Here is a 16,984-nt window from a genome sequence, read left to right on the forward strand (position 1 = left end):
GGGGCGCATGCCCTTTCCCCGGCTTTAGACGCGGACGGTCCGCGCCGCGGCGCGCGTTCGCTGGCGCCGGGGGCGAACCATCTCCGCCGGGCTCCGGGCGCGCCGCAAGGCCTGCGCAGGAGCCCGCCGGAAAGGTGTCCTGCCTTCGCGGACCACCCATTTGAGCCTTGAAAGGGCAATCTCGATGCACCGCTATCGCTCCCACACCTGCGGCGCGCTCACCACCGCCGAGGTCGGCGAGCACGTCCGCCTCTCTGGCTGGTGCCACCGCATCCGCGACCACGGCGGCGTGCTGTTCATCGACCTGCGCGACCATTACGGCCTCACCCAGGTGGTGGTGGACCCCGACAGCGCGGCCTTCAAGGACGCCGAGAAGGCGCGCTCGGAATGGGTGATCCGCATCGACGGCAAGGTGCGCCTGCGCCCCGAGGGCACCCAGAACCCCGACCTCGCCACCGGTGCCGTGGAGGTCTACGCCGCCGAGCTGGAGGTGCTGGGCGCCGCCGCCGAGCTGCCCATGCCGGTGTTCGGTGATGTGGAATATCCCGAGGAAACCCGCCTCAAGTACCGCTTCCTGGACCTGCGCCGGGAGAAGCTGCACCAGAACATCATGACCCGCGGCGCCATCATCGACGCCATGCGCGCCCGCATGAAGGGCCAGGGCTTCTTCGAGTTCCAGACCCCCATCCTCACCGCCTCCTCGCCGGAGGGCGCGCGCGACTTCCTGGTGCCCTCGCGCCTCCATCCCGGCAAGTTCTATGCGCTGCCCCAGGCGCCGCAGCAGTATAAGCAGCTGATCATGATGAGCGGCTTCGACCGCTACTTCCAGATCGCCCCCTGCTTCCGCGACGAGGATCCCCGCGCCGATCGCCTGCCGGGCGAGTTCTACCAGCTCGACCTGGAGATGAGCTTCGTCGAGCAGGAGGACATCTTCGCGGCGGTGGAGCCGGTCATTCGCGGCGTGTTCGAACAGTTTGCGAACGGCAAGCCGGTCACCCAGAACTGGCCGCGCATTCCCTATGCCGTGTCCATGCGCAAATATGGCACCGACAAGCCGGACCTGCGCAACCCGCTGGAAATGCAGGAGGTGTCCGAGCATTTCCGCGGTTCCGGCTTCAAGGTGTTCGCCCGCCTCCTGGAGGTGGAGAAGAACGAGGTGTGGGCCATTCCCGCCCCCAAGGGCGGCTCGCGCGCCTTCTGCGACCGCATGAACTCTTGGGCCCAGGGCGAGGGCCAGCCCGGCCTCGGCTACATCATGTGGCGCGAGGGGAACGAGGGCGCCGGCCCGCTGGCCAAGAACATCGGCCCGGAGCGGACCGAGGCCATCCGCGCTCAGCTCGGGCTGCAGGCGGACGATGCCGCTTTCTTCGTGGCGGGCGACCCCTCGAAGTTCGTGAAGTTCGCCGGCGCCGCCCGCACCAAGGTGGGCGAGGACCTGAACCTCATCGACACCGAGCGCTTCGAGCTGGCCTGGATCGTCGACTTCCCCTTCTACGAGTGGAACGAGGACGAGAAGAAGGTCGACTTCTCCCACAATCCCTTCTCCATGCCCCAGGGCGGGCTGGAGGCGTTGCAGACGCAGGATCCGCTCACCATCAAGGCGTTCCAGTACGACATCGCGTGCAACGGCTATGAGATCGCCTCCGGCGGCATCCGCAATCACAAGCCGGAAGCCATGGTGAAGGCGTTCGAATTGGCCGGCTATGACGAGGCGACGGTGATCGAGCGCTTCGGCGGCATGTATCGCGCCTTCCAGTATGGCGCGCCGCCCCATGGCGGCATGGCGGCGGGCGTGGACCGCATCGTCATGCTTCTGTGCGGCACCGAGAACCTGCGCGAGATCTCCATCTTCCCCATGAACCAGCAGGCCCTGGACCTGCTCATGGGCGCCCCCAACGAGGCGACCCCCAAGCAGCTGCGCGAGCTCCACATCCGCCCGGTGCCGCCGCAGAAGTGAGGTGCGCCGGGCCGTCAGGGTCCGGAGATTGCGCCGGTCGATGGGACGACAAGTTGCGCGGGCATTGCCGTTGCGGCAATCTGGCCGCGCAATTGATTCTGTGCGCTGCGGTTCCCGTGCGGGGCGGGAAGACAACCGGGCGCGAGGGGCAATTGCCGCCGGACCTCCGCAGTGGGACCGGCGCCGTGCCTCTTTCCGGAGACATCCCCGTTGAACCGCACCCTCATCACCTCCATCGTCGCCGCATCGTTGCTCCTGCCGGGGCTGGCGCGCGCCGATGATATTTCCGATGCCATCGCCGATGCCCAGAAGGCCTATGGCGCCGGCGATCTGACCGGCGCCAAGCAGGCGCTGGATATCGCTTCCCAGTTGCTCGCCCAGCGCAATGCCGAGGGCCTCGCCAAGTTCCTGCCGCCGGCGCCGGCCGGCTGGACCGCGGGCGAGACGGAGACCGATGCCGCCGCGGCGGCCATGTTCGGTGGCGGGCTGATCGCCAAGCGCGAGTATCGCAAGGGCGACGACACCGTCACGGTGCAGATCATCGCCCAGTCGCCCTTCATCGCCCAGATGGGCGCCATGTTCGCCAACGCGCAGATGCTGGGCGCCATGGGCAAGGTGTTCCGCCACCAGGGCCGGGTCGCCGTGGCCACCCGCGAAGGGGCGGTGCAGCTGATGAGCGGCGGCACCTTCATCACCATCGAGGGGTCCGCCCCGGATGCGGACAAGCGCGCCTTCCTGTCCGCCATCGATCTGGCGGCCCTGGAGAAGGCCGGCGGCTGAGCCGCGCAGCCCATCCTGACAGATCTGCGGAGAGAAGCGGGCCGCCGCGCGTGGGCGAGGCGGCCGTGGCGCTCAGGGCGTGTTGGTGACGGAGAAGGTGAACAGCTGCAGCGGCACTTCCGGATCGTCGGAATTCATCAGCGCCAGCAGCGGCACCGGCCCCTTGGGGGTGGCGGTGAGCGTCAAGGTGTGGGGATTTTCGATGAAGGCGGCGAGCGCCGCCCCCACGTCCGCCGCCTCGGGATTGGTCTTCGCCAGGTCGCCGGCGAGCTGCTGCAGGAGCTGCACCAACGCGGCGCGATACTCATCGACGCTCACGCCCTCCGCCTCCGCCATGCGCTGCATCACCAGCCGGGCGAGGCCGAGGTCGGTGATTGTGAGCGTGGTGGGGCCGAGGTTCACGCCCGGCAGCGCCTCGGTCATCGCCTCTTCGCTGGCGAGGGCGGCGGCCGGCAGCTGGGTGAGGGCGGTGTCCAGTTTCAGGCGGACGGCGTCCTTCACCTCCATCTCCATCGGCGCCACGCGCACGCTGGAGGCGGCGGCGTCATAGGCGGCGCCGAACGCCAGCGAGACCGTGGCGCGGGTGAGGCCGGCGGCGGCCAGGGTGGTGAAGGGCTCGCCATCATCGGCGCCGATGGGGCCGGAGACATCGGTGAAATCGAGCCGGATGCGGGTGGGCAGGTCGCCGGCCAGATCCCCCCACGACAGGGCGAAGGTGCCGATGCGGATGGGCGCGCTGGGGGCGCCCTCGCCACCGGTGGGCACCTCCACATCGTTCACCGTAATGCCGGAGAGCAGGCGGAAGGCACCGAGCGCGGCATCGGGGGTCAGGTCCTCGGCGCTATGGGCGAAGCGGAAGGCGCGGCCGAGATCGAGACCGGTGAGGGCGATGCGGCCAACCCGGGCGCTGCGGCCGTCCTCATCGCCGTCCACGCCCTCCAGGGCGAGCTGGGCCAGCACGCCGGCGTCGAGCCCCTCGAGGGTCAGCACCGCCACATGGCCGTTGCCGCTGGGCTCGGTGCTGCGCAGCTCGCGCGCCTCGAAGCGGGTGAAGCGCACCGCCGAGATGACGGCGAGCGCATCGGTGATCTGCTGGTCGCTGGCGACGGCGTCGTCCGCGGCATCATTGATGGCGTTGAGGGCGGCGATGCGGGCCGGGGTGAAAGCCTCCGGCGCGATGGCGAGGCCGGTGAAGCGCACGCCGGCGAGCTCGGTGCGGCCGTCCTCTTCCTCCACCACCATCTGGCCGGTGGTGGCCTCCTGCAGCACCTGGACGAAGCCGGTGCCGGCGGCCGCGCCCTGGAGCAGCGGCTTGAGGTCGATGCCGGTGACGGCGATGTCGCTGACCTGCGCGTGGAGGCCACTGCCCTGGCCCTCGCGCACGGCCGCCGCGTCCGGCAGCGGCGCGGCGGTGAGGCGGGCGATGGCGAGCTTGGCCACCCGCCCTTCATCCACCCCGGTGAGGCTGAGGGTCTCGGCGGTGATTTCCCGCGGCGCCTCATCCACCGCATCGGCGGGAGGGCTGATGCGGGTGACGGTACGCGGTGCGGCTATCGTTTCAGCGCTCATGCCGACGAGCTGCGCCATGAGCACGTTCATGAGGTCAGTGCCGTCGCCGCGCACCGCCGGCAGCAGCGGCCCGGAATAGCCGGTGATGGCGAGGTGGGGCACCTGGTGGGCCACGGCGCCGGCGGCGGTGCCCTTGAGGCTGACCTTGAGGTCGTCCACCGCCACGCTGCCCGCGGTGATTCGCTCGCCCCGCGGCGGGGCGGCGTCACGGGCGGCGATCTTCCCCACGGTGAGGGTAACGTTTCCATCGGCGCTGACGAAGGAAAGGTCGGTGAGCACGAGGCTGCGCTCGCCCACCGAGACCTCGGTCTTGCCCACCGCCGCGCGGGCGCCGGTGGCGCGGATGCTGGCCAGCGCCTGCTCGATCTGCGCATCCACCTGGTGGCGCGCCCAATAGGACATGCCGAAATAGCCGCCGATGCCCACGAGGAGCAGCGCAAGCACGCTGACGACAACGATTTTCTTCATCGGGAGAGGGCCTCGCCGCGGACATCTGTGGGTTGCAGGGCGATCATGCGCGCGCAACATAACTCATATTTTGTAGTTGGCCGTGACATAAGAGAATCGCCCCGCTACGTTTCGGCCGCGATTTCCCATTAGCGCGAGCCCATGTCCTTCGGCGATATTGCCGGCGGGATGGAGCGTCAACCGCGCCCGCGCGTGGCATTGGGTCTCGGAGCGGGCACGAACGGAAAAAGGTTGGGGGAGGGTATGGCGTCGAATATTTCCGAGGATCTGCGTTCCGGAGCACTCGTCTACCATCGTCTGCCGAAACCCGGGAAGCTGGAGATCCAGGCCACCAAGCCCCTCGGCAACCAGCGGGATCTCGCGCTGGCCTATTCGCCCGGCGTGGCGGCGGCCTGCGAGGCGATCGCCGCCGATCCCCTGCAGGCGGCCGAGCTCACCATCCGCGCCAATCTGGTGGGCGTGGTCTCCAACGGCACCGCGGTGCTGGGCCTGGGCGCCATCGGTCCTCTCGCCGGCAAGCCGGTGATGGAGGGCAAGGCGGTCCTGTTCAAGAAGTTCTCCGGCATCGACGTGTTCGACATTGAGATCGACGCCTCGACCGTCGAGCGCATGGTGGATGTCATCAGCGCGCTGGAGCCCACCTTCGGCGGCATCAATCTTGAGGACATCAAGGCGCCCGAGTGCTTCGAGGTGGAGCGCCAGCTGCGCGAGCGCATGAAGATCCCGGTGTTCCATGACGACCAGCATGGCACCGCCATCATCGTCGCCGCCGCCGTGCGCAACGCCATGGAAGTGGGCAAGCGCAAGATCGGGGATCTGAAGATCGTCGCCTCCGGCGCCGGCGCGGCCGCGCTCGCCTCGCTGAACCTGCTGGTGAAGCTCGGCGCCAAGCCGGAAAACATCTGGGTCTGCGACATCGAGGGGCTGGTCTATGAGGGCCGCAACACCCTCATGGATCCCTACAAGGAAAAGTTCGCCCAGAAGACCGACAAGCGCACCCTGGAAGAGGTGATCGAGGGCGCGCACATCTTCCTCGGCCTGTCCGCCGGTGGCGTGCTGAAGCCGGAGATGGTGAAGAAGATGGCGGATCATCCGCTCATCATGGCCCTCGCCAACCCCACCCCCGAGATCATGCCGGAGCTCGCCCGCGAGGCGCGGCCCGATGCCATGATCTGCACCGGCCGGTCGGATTTTCCCAACCAGGTCAATAACGTCCTGTGCTTCCCCTACATCTTCCGCGGGGCGCTGGATGTGGGCGCCACCGACATCAATGACGAGATGAAGATGGCTGCGGTGGAGGCCATCGCCGCGCTGGCGCGCGAGACCCCCTCGGACGTGGTGGCGCGGGCCTATGGCGGTGAGACCCGCGCCTTTGGCGCCGATTCGCTGATCCCCTCGCCGTTTGATCCGCGCCTCATCCTGCGCATCGCGCCGGCGGTGGCGAAGGCGGCCATGGATACCGGTATCGCCACCCGGCCCATCGCCGATTTCGAGCATTACCTCGTCCAGCTGGATGATTTCGTGTTCCGCTCCGGCTTCATCATGCGCCCGCTGTTCGCCCGCGCGAAGCAGGACAAGAAGCGCGTCATTTATGCCGAGGGCGAGGACGAGCGCACGCTGCGCGCCGTGCAGGCGGTGGTGGAGGAGGGCATCGCCATTCCGGTGGTGGTGGCCCGCCCCTCGGTGGTGGAAACCCGCATCAAGCGCTTTGGTCTGTCCATCCGGCCCGGCGTCGACTTCGAGCTGGTCAATCCCGAGGACGATCCGCGCTATCGCGATTATGTGCGCGATTACATCGAGGTGGCCGGCCGTCGCGGCGTGACCCCCGATGTGGCCCGCACCCTGGTGCGCACCAATTCCACGGTCATCGCCGCGCTGGCGGTGCATCGCGGCGAGGCCGACGCCATGCTGTGCGGCATCGAGGGCCGCTTCAGCCGCCATCTGCGCCACGTCCGCGACATCATCGGCCGTGCCGATGGGGTGAAGGAGCTGGCGGCCATGTCGCTGCTCATCACCCCCAAGGGCAACCTGTTCATCTGCGACACCCAGATCCAGACCGAGCCGACCGCGCCCGATCTCGCCGAGATGACCATTCTGGCGGCGGCGCATGTGCGCCGCTTCGGCCTGGAGCCGCGGGTGGCGCTTCTGTCCCACTCCAACTTCGGCAGCCATGAGACCATCTCGGCCCGGCGCGTGCGCTCGGCCCTGTCCATCGTCCGCGAGCGGGCACCGGACCTGGAGGTGGATGGCGAGATGCAGGCGGACAACGCCCTGGTGGAAGACATCCGCCGGCGCGCGCTGCCCCATTCGGGGCTCAGCGGCGTCGCCAACGTGCTGGTGATGCCCGACCTCGATGCGGCGAACATCGCCTACAACATGCTGAAGGTGCTGGGCGACAGCCTGCCGGTGGGGCCCATCCTGATGGGCACCGCCAAGCCTGCCCACATCCTGAGCCCCTCCATCACCGCCCGTGGCATCGTCAACATGACGGCGGTGGCGGTGGTGGAAGCCCAGACCAACTGCTGAGCGGGCCAAACCGTTGACCCTGCGGCGTTCCGCTTCGGCGGGACGCCGCGGCTACAGCAGCACGATTTCGTACAGCAGGAAGGGGGCGGGGCTGTACCAGGCCGGCGCGCCGGCCCGCAGCAGCAGCCCGCCATTGGCCTCGATGACCCGCCGCGAGGCCACGTTGTCGGTGGCGCAGCTCAGCCGCACCACGCCCAGCCCCATGCCGCGGCAGATGTCCAGCGCCAGCGCCAGCGCCCGCCGCCCATGGCCACGCCCCTGGCGGGAGGGGCGCACCGCATAGCCCACATGGCCGCCGAAACGGGCGAGCGCCGGCGTGTCGATGCGGGCACGGATGTTGACGGCGCCGATGAAATCGCCGTCCTCCACCAGCCAGAAGGTATTGGCCGGCACGCCGGACAGGCGGGGCGCGCCGCCCTGGGGCGTTTGGCCGTCTTCGTCCAGCTGGCGCAGGTAGTCGTCGAAATGGCTGTCGATGAAGGCGATGGCGTCGGCGTCCGGCGCCGTGCGCGTGGCCCACACGAAGCCTTCGCGCAGGGCTGCCACATAGCTCGGCCGGAACACGGCGTGGGGGCGGGCGAGGTAGCTGTTCGCGGTCATGGCTCCCCCGCCCGATGCGCTCTCAGCCCTGCCAGCGGCGCGGCCGGTAGAAGGTGTGCACGCCGATGCGGTCGAGCTTGCGCATCTCCCGCACCCAGCGCGGATGCACCCAATAGGCATGGTAATGGGTGGCGCGGCCGACACTGTCGAGCCAGAGCTTGCCGTCCAGCATGTCGGCGGCGATCTCCTTGGCCTGCACCCACATGTCGGGCTCGCGGATGACGTCCTTCACATTGTCGCAGGCGAAGGTGAACTGGCAGGCCAGATGCCGGTGGGCGTTCTGGTAGACCGTGCCGCACACGTCCGCCGGGTAGTAGCCGGAGAACACCCGGTTCACCACCACCTGCGCCACGGCGATCTGGCCGCGCTTGGGCTCGCCGCGGCTCTCAAAATAGATGGCCTCGGCCAGGCATTTCTGGGCGCGGGCGAGGGGCGGACCTTCGAGACCCAGGCGCTGCGCCGGCGAGGGCCAGATGCCGTCGCGCTCGGGACTCTGCTCGGCGTTGCCGGCGGTGGTCAGCGCCGGGGCTTCGGCCGGTGGCTGCAACGGCGCCGGCACGAAGCCCTGATCGGCCAGCGCGTGATACTCGAACGCCAGGGGCGGAAACAGCTTGGGATCGCTGCCGAACACCGTGAGGCTGTCGTGGCCGATGACCGGGGGATGGGCGACCTCGGTGGCGGAGACACCGGCCAGGGCATTGTCGGGCGGCAGCTCGTCCGGCGCCTCCTCCGGTACCTGTTCGGGGGCATCCGGCAGGGTGAGGGCGGCAGCTTCCTGGCCATCGAAATCGGGGCCGAAATCACCGGCGGTGACCGCTTCCGCCTCGTCCTGGATCACCGGCAGCTCCAGCAGCGCGTCGAGGGCGACCTCCAGATAGGGATGCAGCGGTGCGCTGGCGGCGGGCGCCGCGGCGGCCGCGAGGCCCGGGTCGCCCAGCACCAGCGGCGGGGGATATTGGAAGGCGCGGTCGGCGGCGGCCGGCAAGGCTGGGGGCAGGGCCGCGACGACGATCGGCGCGGCGGTGGGCGCCTCGCTCTCCAGCGCGGCGCGGGCCACCGGCGGGCCCTCGGGCATGGCGCCCAGGGGCCGGGGCAGATCGAGGGTCGCGACCTTCAGGGTGCGCAGGGGAACCGTCAGCGGCGCCGAGATCAGCGCGGCGCCGGGGGCGTCCAGCCGGTCCATCTCGCCGGCGCTCAGCCGCGCCGGCGCCGTGCAGATGGCGACGGCGGCGACCAGAAGCGGCAGCGGGTGCCGCAAGCTGTTCGATGATGCCATAGCTCTGCCCTCTGCCTGTCCGCTGACGCGCCACCAGCCGGCTGTGTCGTGCCGGCGACAGGCAAGAGCATTGTCCGTTTACCCTTGCGTGGAGGTTAACCGGGTCGCCAATTCCGCCTCGCGGGCGAACGGGGTGGTGGCGACGGTGCCCATGGCGCGGGCGCGGCCGAGGCCGTGGGTGCCGAATCGCACCTTGATGGCCTCTTCCACCCATTTGCGCTCCTGGGTGGCGCGCAAATGGTCGCGGCGCCCCCCTTCGGCCAGATGGTGCTGGTGGCTGCCCACCGCCGCCTCGAAGGCATCGAGCCCTTCGCCGGTGGTGGCCGACAGGCGGATCACCGGCACCTGCCAGCTGTCGCCGCCGTCGCCGGACAGGGAGAGGGCGCCGGCCACCTCGGAGGCGGCGCGCCGCGACACCTCCACCATGTCGGCCTTGGTGACGACGATGATGTCGGGCAGCTCCATGACGCCCGCCTTCATGAACTGCAGGCTGTCGCCGGATGCCGGCTGGATGCACAGCACCACCGTATCGGCGACCAGCGAGATGTCAGCTTCCGACTGACCGACCCCCACCGTCTCCACGATCACCAGGTCGTAGACCGCCCGCAGCAGCACCACGGCGGCGATGGCGTCGTCGGAGAGGCCGCCGAGCCGGTCGCGCGCGGCCATGGAGCGCACGAACACGCCGCGATCCTCGGGATCGGTCTGGATGCGGGCGCGATCGCCCAGCAGCGCGCCCTTGGTGCGCCGCGAGGAGGGGTCGACGGCCAGCACCGCCACGGTCCGCCCCTGCTGGCGGGCGCGCTGCACCAGCGCATTGGTGAGGGTGGACTTGCCGACGCCGGGCGGCCCGGTCAGCCCCAGCACCTGGGCCTTGCCGGCGCGGGCGGCCGCATCGAGCAGGGCCACCAGCGCGGCGGTGCCGCGGGCGGTCTCGATGGCGGCCAGGGCCTGCGCCACCGGCCGCTTGGCGCCGGAGGTGAGGGTGTCGAGAGCGGGCAGGGGAGAGGAGTGCGGCGGCATCAGCGGGAATCGGGCAGACCAAGATGCCCCATCTGAGCAGCTTTGCCGCGTCTCTGCCAACGCTTTGCGCCAGCAGGGGTGCGGCCGGGGCAAAGGGAAAAGGCGCCGGCTTGCGCCGGCGCCTTCCCATTGATCGGAACCGTGCGGGGGAACGGAACCGATCAACAGTTCGAATCTGTGTGGGCCCCTCAGCCGCAGTTGGCGCGGGAGACCCGGATCAGGTCGCCATTGGGCTGCTGCAGGTAGCAGCGCCCGTCGCGTCCCCACAGATAGCGGGGTTGCTGGCGATCGGCCTGGGAGCCGATGATGGCGCCGGTGGCGCCGCCGATGACCGCGCCGGCCGCCGCGCCGCCGGCCCGGCCGGTGACCGCGCCGCCGATGATGGCGCCCGTGGCGCCGCCGATCAGCGCGCCGGCGGCGGTGTTGTTCTGCGCCTGCGCGGCGGGGGCCAGGCTGAGCAGAGCGGCAGCGAGAATTCCGCTACGGATCCACATGTTGTTTCCCTTTCAGCTCCGGCTGCCGTGGCGACCGAAGCCCGACGTGGCAGCGGGTTTAGCAAGCCCAAGATGAACGCCAGATGAGCGGATCGTTCCGCTCCGGTTGAGGTGCCCACCCGGCCACGGCCGCCATCCGCCACTTCCATCCCCGTGAGTGGCGGCAAAAAGCGGCGTGATCGTGTTGCGCGCGCTCCCTTAGGGACGCTGCAATTTGCTTGCGTTGCAACAAGGGTCTGGTGCAGGGTTTGCGCCTTCTTTCGAGGACGTCGCATTCATGAGCGAGAAGAACCCCTTCGGTGGGACCATCGTCAATCTGGAGCCGGCCGACGTGAAGGCCGGCATGGACAACGGCAGCATCGTCCTGGTGGACGTGCGCGAGCCCAATGAGGTGGCCGCGGAGCGCATTCCCGGCGCCTATAACCTGCCGCTCAGCCGCTTCGATCTCGCGGCCCTGCCCGATGCGCAGGGCAAGCGCCTGGTGTTCTCCTGTCGCTCGGGCCAGCGCTCCATGCAGGCGGCGGCCGCCGCGCAGCGGGCCGGCCTTGCCTATGAGGAACATATGAAGGGCGGCATCCTGGGCTGGCGCGCCGCCGGGTTCGCCGTGGAGCGCGGCTGACCATGCGGCCGCGGGCCATCCGGTGCCGCGGCCACGCCCCCGCTGATCGTCGCGCTTGAAGGTTGCGCGGCTTCGCGCTTGGATGGATGCCGCGCTCAACGTTCTGACTGGAGCATCATGCCGGCATCCCCGCCCGGCCAGCCTCTCGACGCCGCGGCTCAAGGGGCCGCCACCGACGAGGTTGCGGCCTATCTCAGCACCTTCGGCTCCCCCGATGTGGTGGAGGTCCTGCTGCCGGACACCTCCGGCGTCTTTCGAGGCAAATGGCTGCCGGGGACCTCGCTGGCCAAGGTCTGGACCGACGGCGTCGCCATTCCCCTCTCCATCTTCGGCCTCGATGTGTGGGGCTGCGAGGTGGAGGCCACCGAGATCCACCTGGAGACCGGCGACAAGGACGGCCTGTGCTGGCCGGTGCCGGGCACGCTGACGCCGGTGCCCTGGGCCTCGCGCCCCACCGCCCAGGTGCTGATCACCATGTTCGAGCCCGATGGCTCGCCGCGCGGGCGCCCCTGGCGGCTCGATCCGCGCCAGCAGCTCACCAAGATCGTCGACCGCTTCACGGCCCTCGGGCTGACGCCGTGCGTCGCTTTCGAGCTCGAATTCTATCTCCTGAAGCCGGGCGAGCCGGGAGCGGCGCCGGAGCCGGTGTTCCGCGCCACCGGCCAGCCGCGGCAGAACATGTATTCCATGTCGGACCTCGACGCCTTCGCGCCGGTGCTGCACGAGGTGCGCGAGGCCTGCGCGGCCCAGGGGCTGCCCGCCGATACGGTGATTTCGGAGGCGGCGCCCGGCCAGTTCGAGGTCAATCTCTACCACCGGGCCGATCCCCTGAAGGCGGCGGATGAAGCGCTGCTGCTGCGCCGGCTCATCGAGGGTGTGGCCCGCCGCAATGGCCTGCGCGCCACCTTCATGGCCAAGCCGCTGGCGGATTTCGCCGGCAACGGCATGCATGTGCACGTGAGCCTGCTGGAGCAGGGGGGCGGCAACCTGTTCGCCCGCCCGGATGGGGGCGATGCGGCGCTGCGCCATGCCGCCGGCGGCCTGCTCGCCACCATGGCCGACGCCACCTTGATGTTCGTGCCCAGCTACAACGGCTACCGCCGCCTGGTGCCCGGCAGCTATGCGCCGGTTTCGGTGACCTGGGGCTATGACAACCGCTCGGTGGCGGTGCGGGTGCCCAATGGCCCGCCGGCGGCGCGGCGGCTGGAGCATCGCATCGCCGGGGCGGAGGCGCACCCCCATCTGGTGCTGGCGGCCATCCTTGCCGGCATGCTGGAGGGGCTGGAGGCCAAGATCGAGCCGCCGCCGGCTTTGTCCGGCAACGCCTATGACCACGAGGCCCCCCAGCTGAGCCCCTCCATGGCCGACGCGGTGGCGCGGTTTTCTTCGTCTCCCTTCATTGCCCAGGCGTTCGGAGAGGAATACCGGCGCGTCTATGGGGTGATGAAACGGGAAGAACTGGCGGCCTTTACCCGTGTCATTCTTCCACTGGAGTATGAAACCTACCTTTGACGTTTCCGGTTGAGGGTTGCGTCGCAACGCAATAGCCTCAGGTCGCGGGCGAGGTGGAAAATCTCGCCGTTTCTCAGAGGAGAAGAGCGGATGCGTCGCGCTGTTACTGCGGCTGTCCTGGGGCTGGGACTGGGGGTTGCGCTCGCCGCCACCGCCGGCCTGACCGGGCCGGCGTTCGCCCAGGACAAGGTGCTGAACGTCTTCAACTGGTCGGACTATATCGACCCGACGGTGCTCGAGGACTTCACCAAGGAGACGGGCATCAAGGTCCGCTACGACGTCTTCGACAGCAACGAGGTGCTGGAGACCAAGCTGCTCGCCGGCAAAACCGGCTATGACGTGGTGGTGCCCTCCAACTCCTTCCTGCAACGCCAGATCAAGGCCGGCATCTTCATGCCCCTCGACAAGGCGAAGATCCCGAACCTGAAATATGTCTGGCCGGAGATCGAGAAGCGGCTCGCCGCCTATGATCCGGGCAATGCCCATGCCGTGAACTACATGTGGGGCACCACCGGCATCGGCTACAATGTGGACAAGGTGAAGGAACGGCTCGGCGATATTCCCATGAATACATGGGACATCGTGTTCAAGCCGGAAATCCTCTCCAAGCTCAAGGATTGCGGCGTCTACATGCTGGACGGGCCGGAAGAGGTCATCCCCTCGGCCATGAAGTATCTGGGGCTTAATCCCGATTCCAAGAATCCGGAGGATATCCAGAAGGCCGGCGAGATGCTGATGAAGATCCGCCCGTATATCCGAAAGTTCGATTCCTCGGGCTATATCAACGCTCTGGCCCGTGGCGACATCTGTCTGGCGGTGGGGTGGTCCGGTGACGTGTTCCAGGCCAAGACCCGCGCCGTCGAGGCCGCGGAGAAGACCAAGACGGATCCGGTCAACATCGCTTATGTCATTCCCCAGCAGGGCGCCCTGATGTGGTTCGACAATTTCGCCATCCCCAAGGATGCCAAGCATGTGGATGAGGCACTCACCTTCATCAACTACATGATGCGCCCGGAAGTGGCGGCGAAGAACACCGATTATATCTCCTATGCCAATGGCAATCTGGAATCCCAGAAGTACATCAGCAAGGAGATCCTCGACAATCCGGCCATCTATCCGGACAAGGAGGTGTTCTCGCGACTGTTCATCGTGACCACGAACGACCCGAAGGTGCAGCGCGTGGTCACCAAGACGTGGAACAGCTTCAAGCGCGGCAAGTGACCCGCAAGTGACCCGCAAGGGGCCCGCAAGGGGCCCCGCAGGTGGAGCAGCAAGCGAAGCAAACTGTGAAGCAGAACGTGCAGGCGGCGCCGTGAGAGCGGCGCCGCGAACGCGGTGCGGGGCGCGCCTTCGGGTCCGGCACCGCGTGATCCCTCCCGGCCATGGCCGGGAGGACTTCCTCAGCCGCCGATGCGGCCTTTCAGCTTGAACGGGGCCATGCCCTCGCGGGCCAGCTCGTCGGCCCGTTCGTTCTCCGGGTGGCCGGCGTGGCCCTTCACCCAGTGCCAGCGCACCTCATGGCGCTTCAGCGCTTCGTCGAGCCGCTCCCACAGATCCTGGTTCTTCACCGGCTTCTTGTCGGCGGTGCGCCAGCCGTTGCGCTTCCAGCCGTGCACCCATTTGGTGATGCCGTCCTTCAGATACTGGCTGTCGGTGTGCAGTTCCACGGCGCAGGATTCCTTCAGCGCCTCTAGGGCGCTGATGGCGGCGGTCATCTCCATGCGGTTGTTTGTGGTGAGCTGCTCGCCGCCATTGAGCGGCCTCTCGTGGGCGCCGAAGCGCAGCAGCGCGCCCCAGCCGCCGGGGCCGGGATTGCCGGAACAGGCCCCGTCGGTGAAGATCTCGACCGTCTTCTTCATGCCGCGAGTCCATAGGCGGTGGCGCTGTCCACCGCCTGGTGGAAGCGCAGCTTGCGCAGATATTCCAGCGGGTCCTTCGGCCGCACCAAAGCGCCTTCCGGCACGTTCAGCCAGTCCACCAGCCGGGTCAGCAGGAAGCGCAGAGCGGCGCCGCGGGCGAGCCGGGGCAGGGCCGCGGTTTCCGCCGCCGTCAGCGGCCGCAGCCGCTCATAGCCGGCAAGCAGCGCCCGGCCCTTGGTGATGTTGTAGGAGCCATCCGCCTCGAAGCACCATGCGTTGAGGCAGATGGCCACGTCATAGGCCAAGGCATCGGTGCAGGCGAAATAGAAATCGATGATGCCGGACAGGCTCTCATCGAGGAAGAAGGCGTTGTCCGGGAACAGGTCGGCGTGGATGACGCCGGTGGGCAGATTGCGCGGCCAATCGGCCTCCAGCTGCGCCAATTCCGAGCTGATGGCGGCGCCCAGCCCGGGCGCGACGGTGTCCGCAGCGCCGTGGGCGGCCTCGAACAGGGGGCGCCAGCCGGAGACGGAGAGCGCATTGGCCCGGCGCATGGCGAAGTCGGCGCCGGCCAGATGCAACTGGGCGAGGCCATGGCCGAGCTCGGCGCAATGGTGGGCGGTGGGGCGGCGCACCGAGACCCCGGGCAGGAAGGTGACCATGGCCGCCGGCCGGCCGGCAAGCTCGCTCAGCATGGTGCCGTCGCGCCGCGCCACTGGCTGCGGGCAGGAGAGGCCGCGGGCCGCCAGATGCTGCATGAGGCCGATGAAGAACGGCAGATCGGCGCGCTCCACCCGCTTTTCATAAAGGGTGAGGATGTAGGTGCCGCTGGTGGTCTGCACCAGGAAGTTGGAATTCTCCACCCCCTCGGCGATGCCGTGGAAGGAGGTGAGGGTGCCCACGTCATAGGTGGCGATGAAGTCCGCCAGAGCGGCGGGGGAAACGTCGGTATAAACGGCCACGATCTACTCCGCGGCGTCCGGGCGCAGGGCCCGGGGCAGGGGGAAGAACACATCCTCCTCGGTGGAGAGCACCGTCTCCACGCTCACCTGGTAGCGGGTGGAGAAGGCATCGACGATCTCCTCCACCAGCACCTCGGGGGCCGAGGCGCCGGCGGTGAGGCCCAGGGTGGCGAGGGGGCCGAGGCTGTCCCAGTCGATGTCGGCGGCGCGCTGAAGCAGCAGCGCCTTGGCGCAGCCGGCCCGCTCGGCCGCTTCGCGCAGGCGCTGGGAATTGGAGGAATTGGGAGCACCCACCACGATCAGCGCATCCACCTGCGGCGCCACCTTCTTCACCGCCTCCTGGCGGTTGGTGGTGGCATAGCAGATGTCTTCCTTGTGCGGCTCGGCGAGGTCAGGGAAGCGGGCACGCAGGGCCGCGACGATCTGCGCCGTGTCGTCCACCGACAAGGTGGTCTGCGTCACATAAGCGAGCTGGCCGCCGGTGGGGGGCGTGATGCGCGCGGCGTCGTCCACCGTCTCCACCAGCGTGATGGCGCCGTCGGGCAATTGGCCCATGGTGCCCACCACTTCCGGATGGCCGCGATGGCCGATGAGCAGGATATGACGGCCCTTCTTGTGGTGCAGCAGCGCCTCGCGATGCACCTTGGTGACCAGGGGGCAGGTGGCGTCGATGGCGAACAGCCGGCGGCCGGAGGCCTCCTCCGGCACGGATTTGGGCACCCCGTGGGCGGAGAAGATGACCGGTGCGCCGGTATCGGGCACCTCATCCAGCTCCTCGACGAAAATGGCGCCCTTGGCGCGCAGGGCATCCACCACGAATTTATTGTGCACGATCTCGTGCCGCACATAAACCGGCGCCCCATAGCGGGCGAGGGCCTGCTCCACGGCATCAATGGCCCGCACCACGCCGGCGCAGAAACCGCGCGGCGCGCACAGGAGAATGCGAAGCGGCGGCTTTTGATGGGGTTGGGCCGCAGGTGGAATGGTGCCATCCATGGTCGGGAAGTCCAGTCGAGACATTCTCGCAGAAGGGGGCGCTGGCTGCGGCATGTCAAGGGTGCGGCGGGCGGGCATGGTCCGCAAGGTGTGTCGCGCTTCTGCAACAACCCGGAAGCAAAACGATCGCCTTGCGGCATGTGTCGCCGCAGATGTCGCCGGCAGGCGCACTGCTATCGCCGTGCCGCTGTGCTTTCAAAGCCATGCGCCATAAGCGGTTCTTCTCCGTGCTCGGACGGCATGCCGCCACGGCGATGCGGTCATTTTAAGCCAGCGCCCTGCAGGCGCATCGGTTGTCCACCGTTTGGAGGTATTAAAAAACTGTCACGCTTCCACGCCATAG

General features: G+C 68.6%; 14 protein-coding genes. 6 read left to right on the forward strand and 8 right to left on the reverse strand.

All coding sequences use genetic code 11. The annotated features are described in order from the left end of the window. Nucleotides 1-184: 184 nt before the first annotated feature. Together aspS and ACU4E7_RS12785 are read left to right on the forward strand one after the other, a co-directional pair. Nucleotides 185-1,957 (forward strand): aspartate--tRNA ligase, encoded by a 1,773-nt coding sequence (gene aspS / locus ACU4E7_RS12780; RefSeq protein WP_447019076.1) that lies wholly within the window; start codon nucleotides 185-187, stop codon nucleotides 1,955-1,957. 210 nt (nucleotides 1,958-2,167) lie between these two features. Next, entirely contained in the window at nucleotides 2,168-2,737 is a 570-nt protein-coding gene (locus tag ACU4E7_RS12785) for a hypothetical protein (RefSeq protein ID WP_447019077.1), read from the forward strand. Between the two features lie 72 nt (nucleotides 2,738-2,809). On the opposite strand, the gene ACU4E7_RS12790 is transcribed toward ACU4E7_RS12785, so the two are convergent. Beyond that, on the reverse strand, nucleotides 2,810-4,774 hold the full coding sequence (locus ACU4E7_RS12790; protein WP_447019078.1) for a hypothetical protein: 1,965 nt from the start codon (nucleotides 4,772-4,774) through the stop codon (nucleotides 2,810-2,812). Between the two features lie 243 nt (nucleotides 4,775-5,017). On the opposite strand from ACU4E7_RS12790, the gene ACU4E7_RS12795 reads away from it, so the two are divergent. Further along, complete coding sequence (locus tag ACU4E7_RS12795) at nucleotides 5,018-7,300, forward strand: NADP-dependent malic enzyme (RefSeq protein WP_447019079.1); 2,283 nt, start codon at nucleotides 5,018-5,020, stop codon at nucleotides 7,298-7,300. Nucleotides 7,301-7,351: 51 nt separating this feature from the next. On the opposite strand, the gene ACU4E7_RS12800 is transcribed toward ACU4E7_RS12795, so the two are convergent. The 4 genes from ACU4E7_RS12800 to ACU4E7_RS12815 all read right to left on the reverse strand — a co-directional run bounded on the left by ACU4E7_RS12800 (nucleotide 7,352) and on the right by ACU4E7_RS12815 (nucleotide 10,693). Next, nucleotides 7,352-7,900 (reverse strand): GNAT family N-acetyltransferase, encoded by a 549-nt coding sequence (locus ACU4E7_RS12800; RefSeq protein WP_447019080.1) that lies wholly within the window; start codon nucleotides 7,898-7,900, stop codon nucleotides 7,352-7,354. Nucleotides 7,901-7,922: 22 nt separating this feature from the next. Beyond that, nucleotides 7,923-9,176 (reverse strand): cell wall hydrolase, encoded by a 1,254-nt coding sequence (locus tag ACU4E7_RS12805; protein ID WP_447019081.1) that lies wholly within the window; start codon nucleotides 9,174-9,176, stop codon nucleotides 7,923-7,925. Between the two features lie 78 nt (nucleotides 9,177-9,254). Then, the gene (gene meaB, locus ACU4E7_RS12810) at nucleotides 9,255-10,199 is read right to left on the reverse strand and encodes a methylmalonyl Co-A mutase-associated GTPase MeaB (protein ID WP_447019082.1); all 945 of its coding nucleotides are present in this window, start codon (nucleotides 10,197-10,199) and stop codon (nucleotides 9,255-9,257) included. Between the two features lie 188 nt (nucleotides 10,200-10,387). Next, entirely contained in the window at nucleotides 10,388-10,693 is a 306-nt protein-coding gene (locus ACU4E7_RS12815; RefSeq protein ID WP_238120147.1) for a glycine zipper domain-containing protein, read from the reverse strand. 277 nt (nucleotides 10,694-10,970) lie between these two features. On the opposite strand from ACU4E7_RS12815, the gene ACU4E7_RS12820 reads away from it, so the two are divergent. From ACU4E7_RS12820 to ACU4E7_RS12830, 3 genes are all read left to right on the forward strand, one after another. Further along, nucleotides 10,971-11,312: a rhodanese-like domain-containing protein gene (locus tag ACU4E7_RS12820; RefSeq protein ID WP_238120148.1), complete on the forward strand. Its 342-nt coding sequence runs from the start codon at nucleotides 10,971-10,973 to the stop codon at nucleotides 11,310-11,312. A gap of 117 nt (nucleotides 11,313-11,429) precedes the next feature. Beyond that, nucleotides 11,430-12,824 (forward strand): glutamine synthetase family protein, encoded by a 1,395-nt coding sequence (locus ACU4E7_RS12825; protein ID WP_447019083.1) that lies wholly within the window; start codon nucleotides 11,430-11,432, stop codon nucleotides 12,822-12,824. Between the two features lie 90 nt (nucleotides 12,825-12,914). After that, nucleotides 12,915-14,045: a polyamine ABC transporter substrate-binding protein gene (locus tag ACU4E7_RS12830; RefSeq protein ID WP_447019084.1), complete on the forward strand. Its 1,131-nt coding sequence runs from the start codon at nucleotides 12,915-12,917 to the stop codon at nucleotides 14,043-14,045. Nucleotides 14,046-14,224: 179 nt separating this feature from the next. On the opposite strand, the gene rnhA is transcribed toward ACU4E7_RS12830, so the two are convergent. The 3 genes from rnhA to ispH are packed head-to-tail and all read right to left on the reverse strand — an operon-like array spanning nucleotide 14,225 to nucleotide 16,641. Then, the gene (gene rnhA / locus ACU4E7_RS12835) at nucleotides 14,225-14,683 is read right to left on the reverse strand and encodes a ribonuclease HI (protein ID WP_447019085.1); all 459 of its coding nucleotides are present in this window, start codon (nucleotides 14,681-14,683) and stop codon (nucleotides 14,225-14,227) included. After that, the gene (thrB, locus tag ACU4E7_RS12840; protein ID WP_238120152.1) at nucleotides 14,680-15,645 is read right to left on the reverse strand and encodes a homoserine kinase; all 966 of its coding nucleotides are present in this window, start codon (nucleotides 15,643-15,645) and stop codon (nucleotides 14,680-14,682) included. The genes rnhA and thrB overlap by 4 nt, the downstream gene beginning before the upstream one ends. A 3-nt stretch (nucleotides 15,646-15,648) precedes the next feature. Beyond that, a complete protein-coding gene (gene ispH, locus ACU4E7_RS12845) occupies nucleotides 15,649-16,641 on the reverse strand; it encodes a 4-hydroxy-3-methylbut-2-enyl diphosphate reductase (protein ID WP_447021628.1) in 993 nt (330 codons plus the stop codon). Between the last annotated feature and the right edge of the window lie 343 nt (nucleotides 16,642-16,984).

The organism is Xanthobacter sp. ZOL 2024 (genome assembly GCF_052932325.1).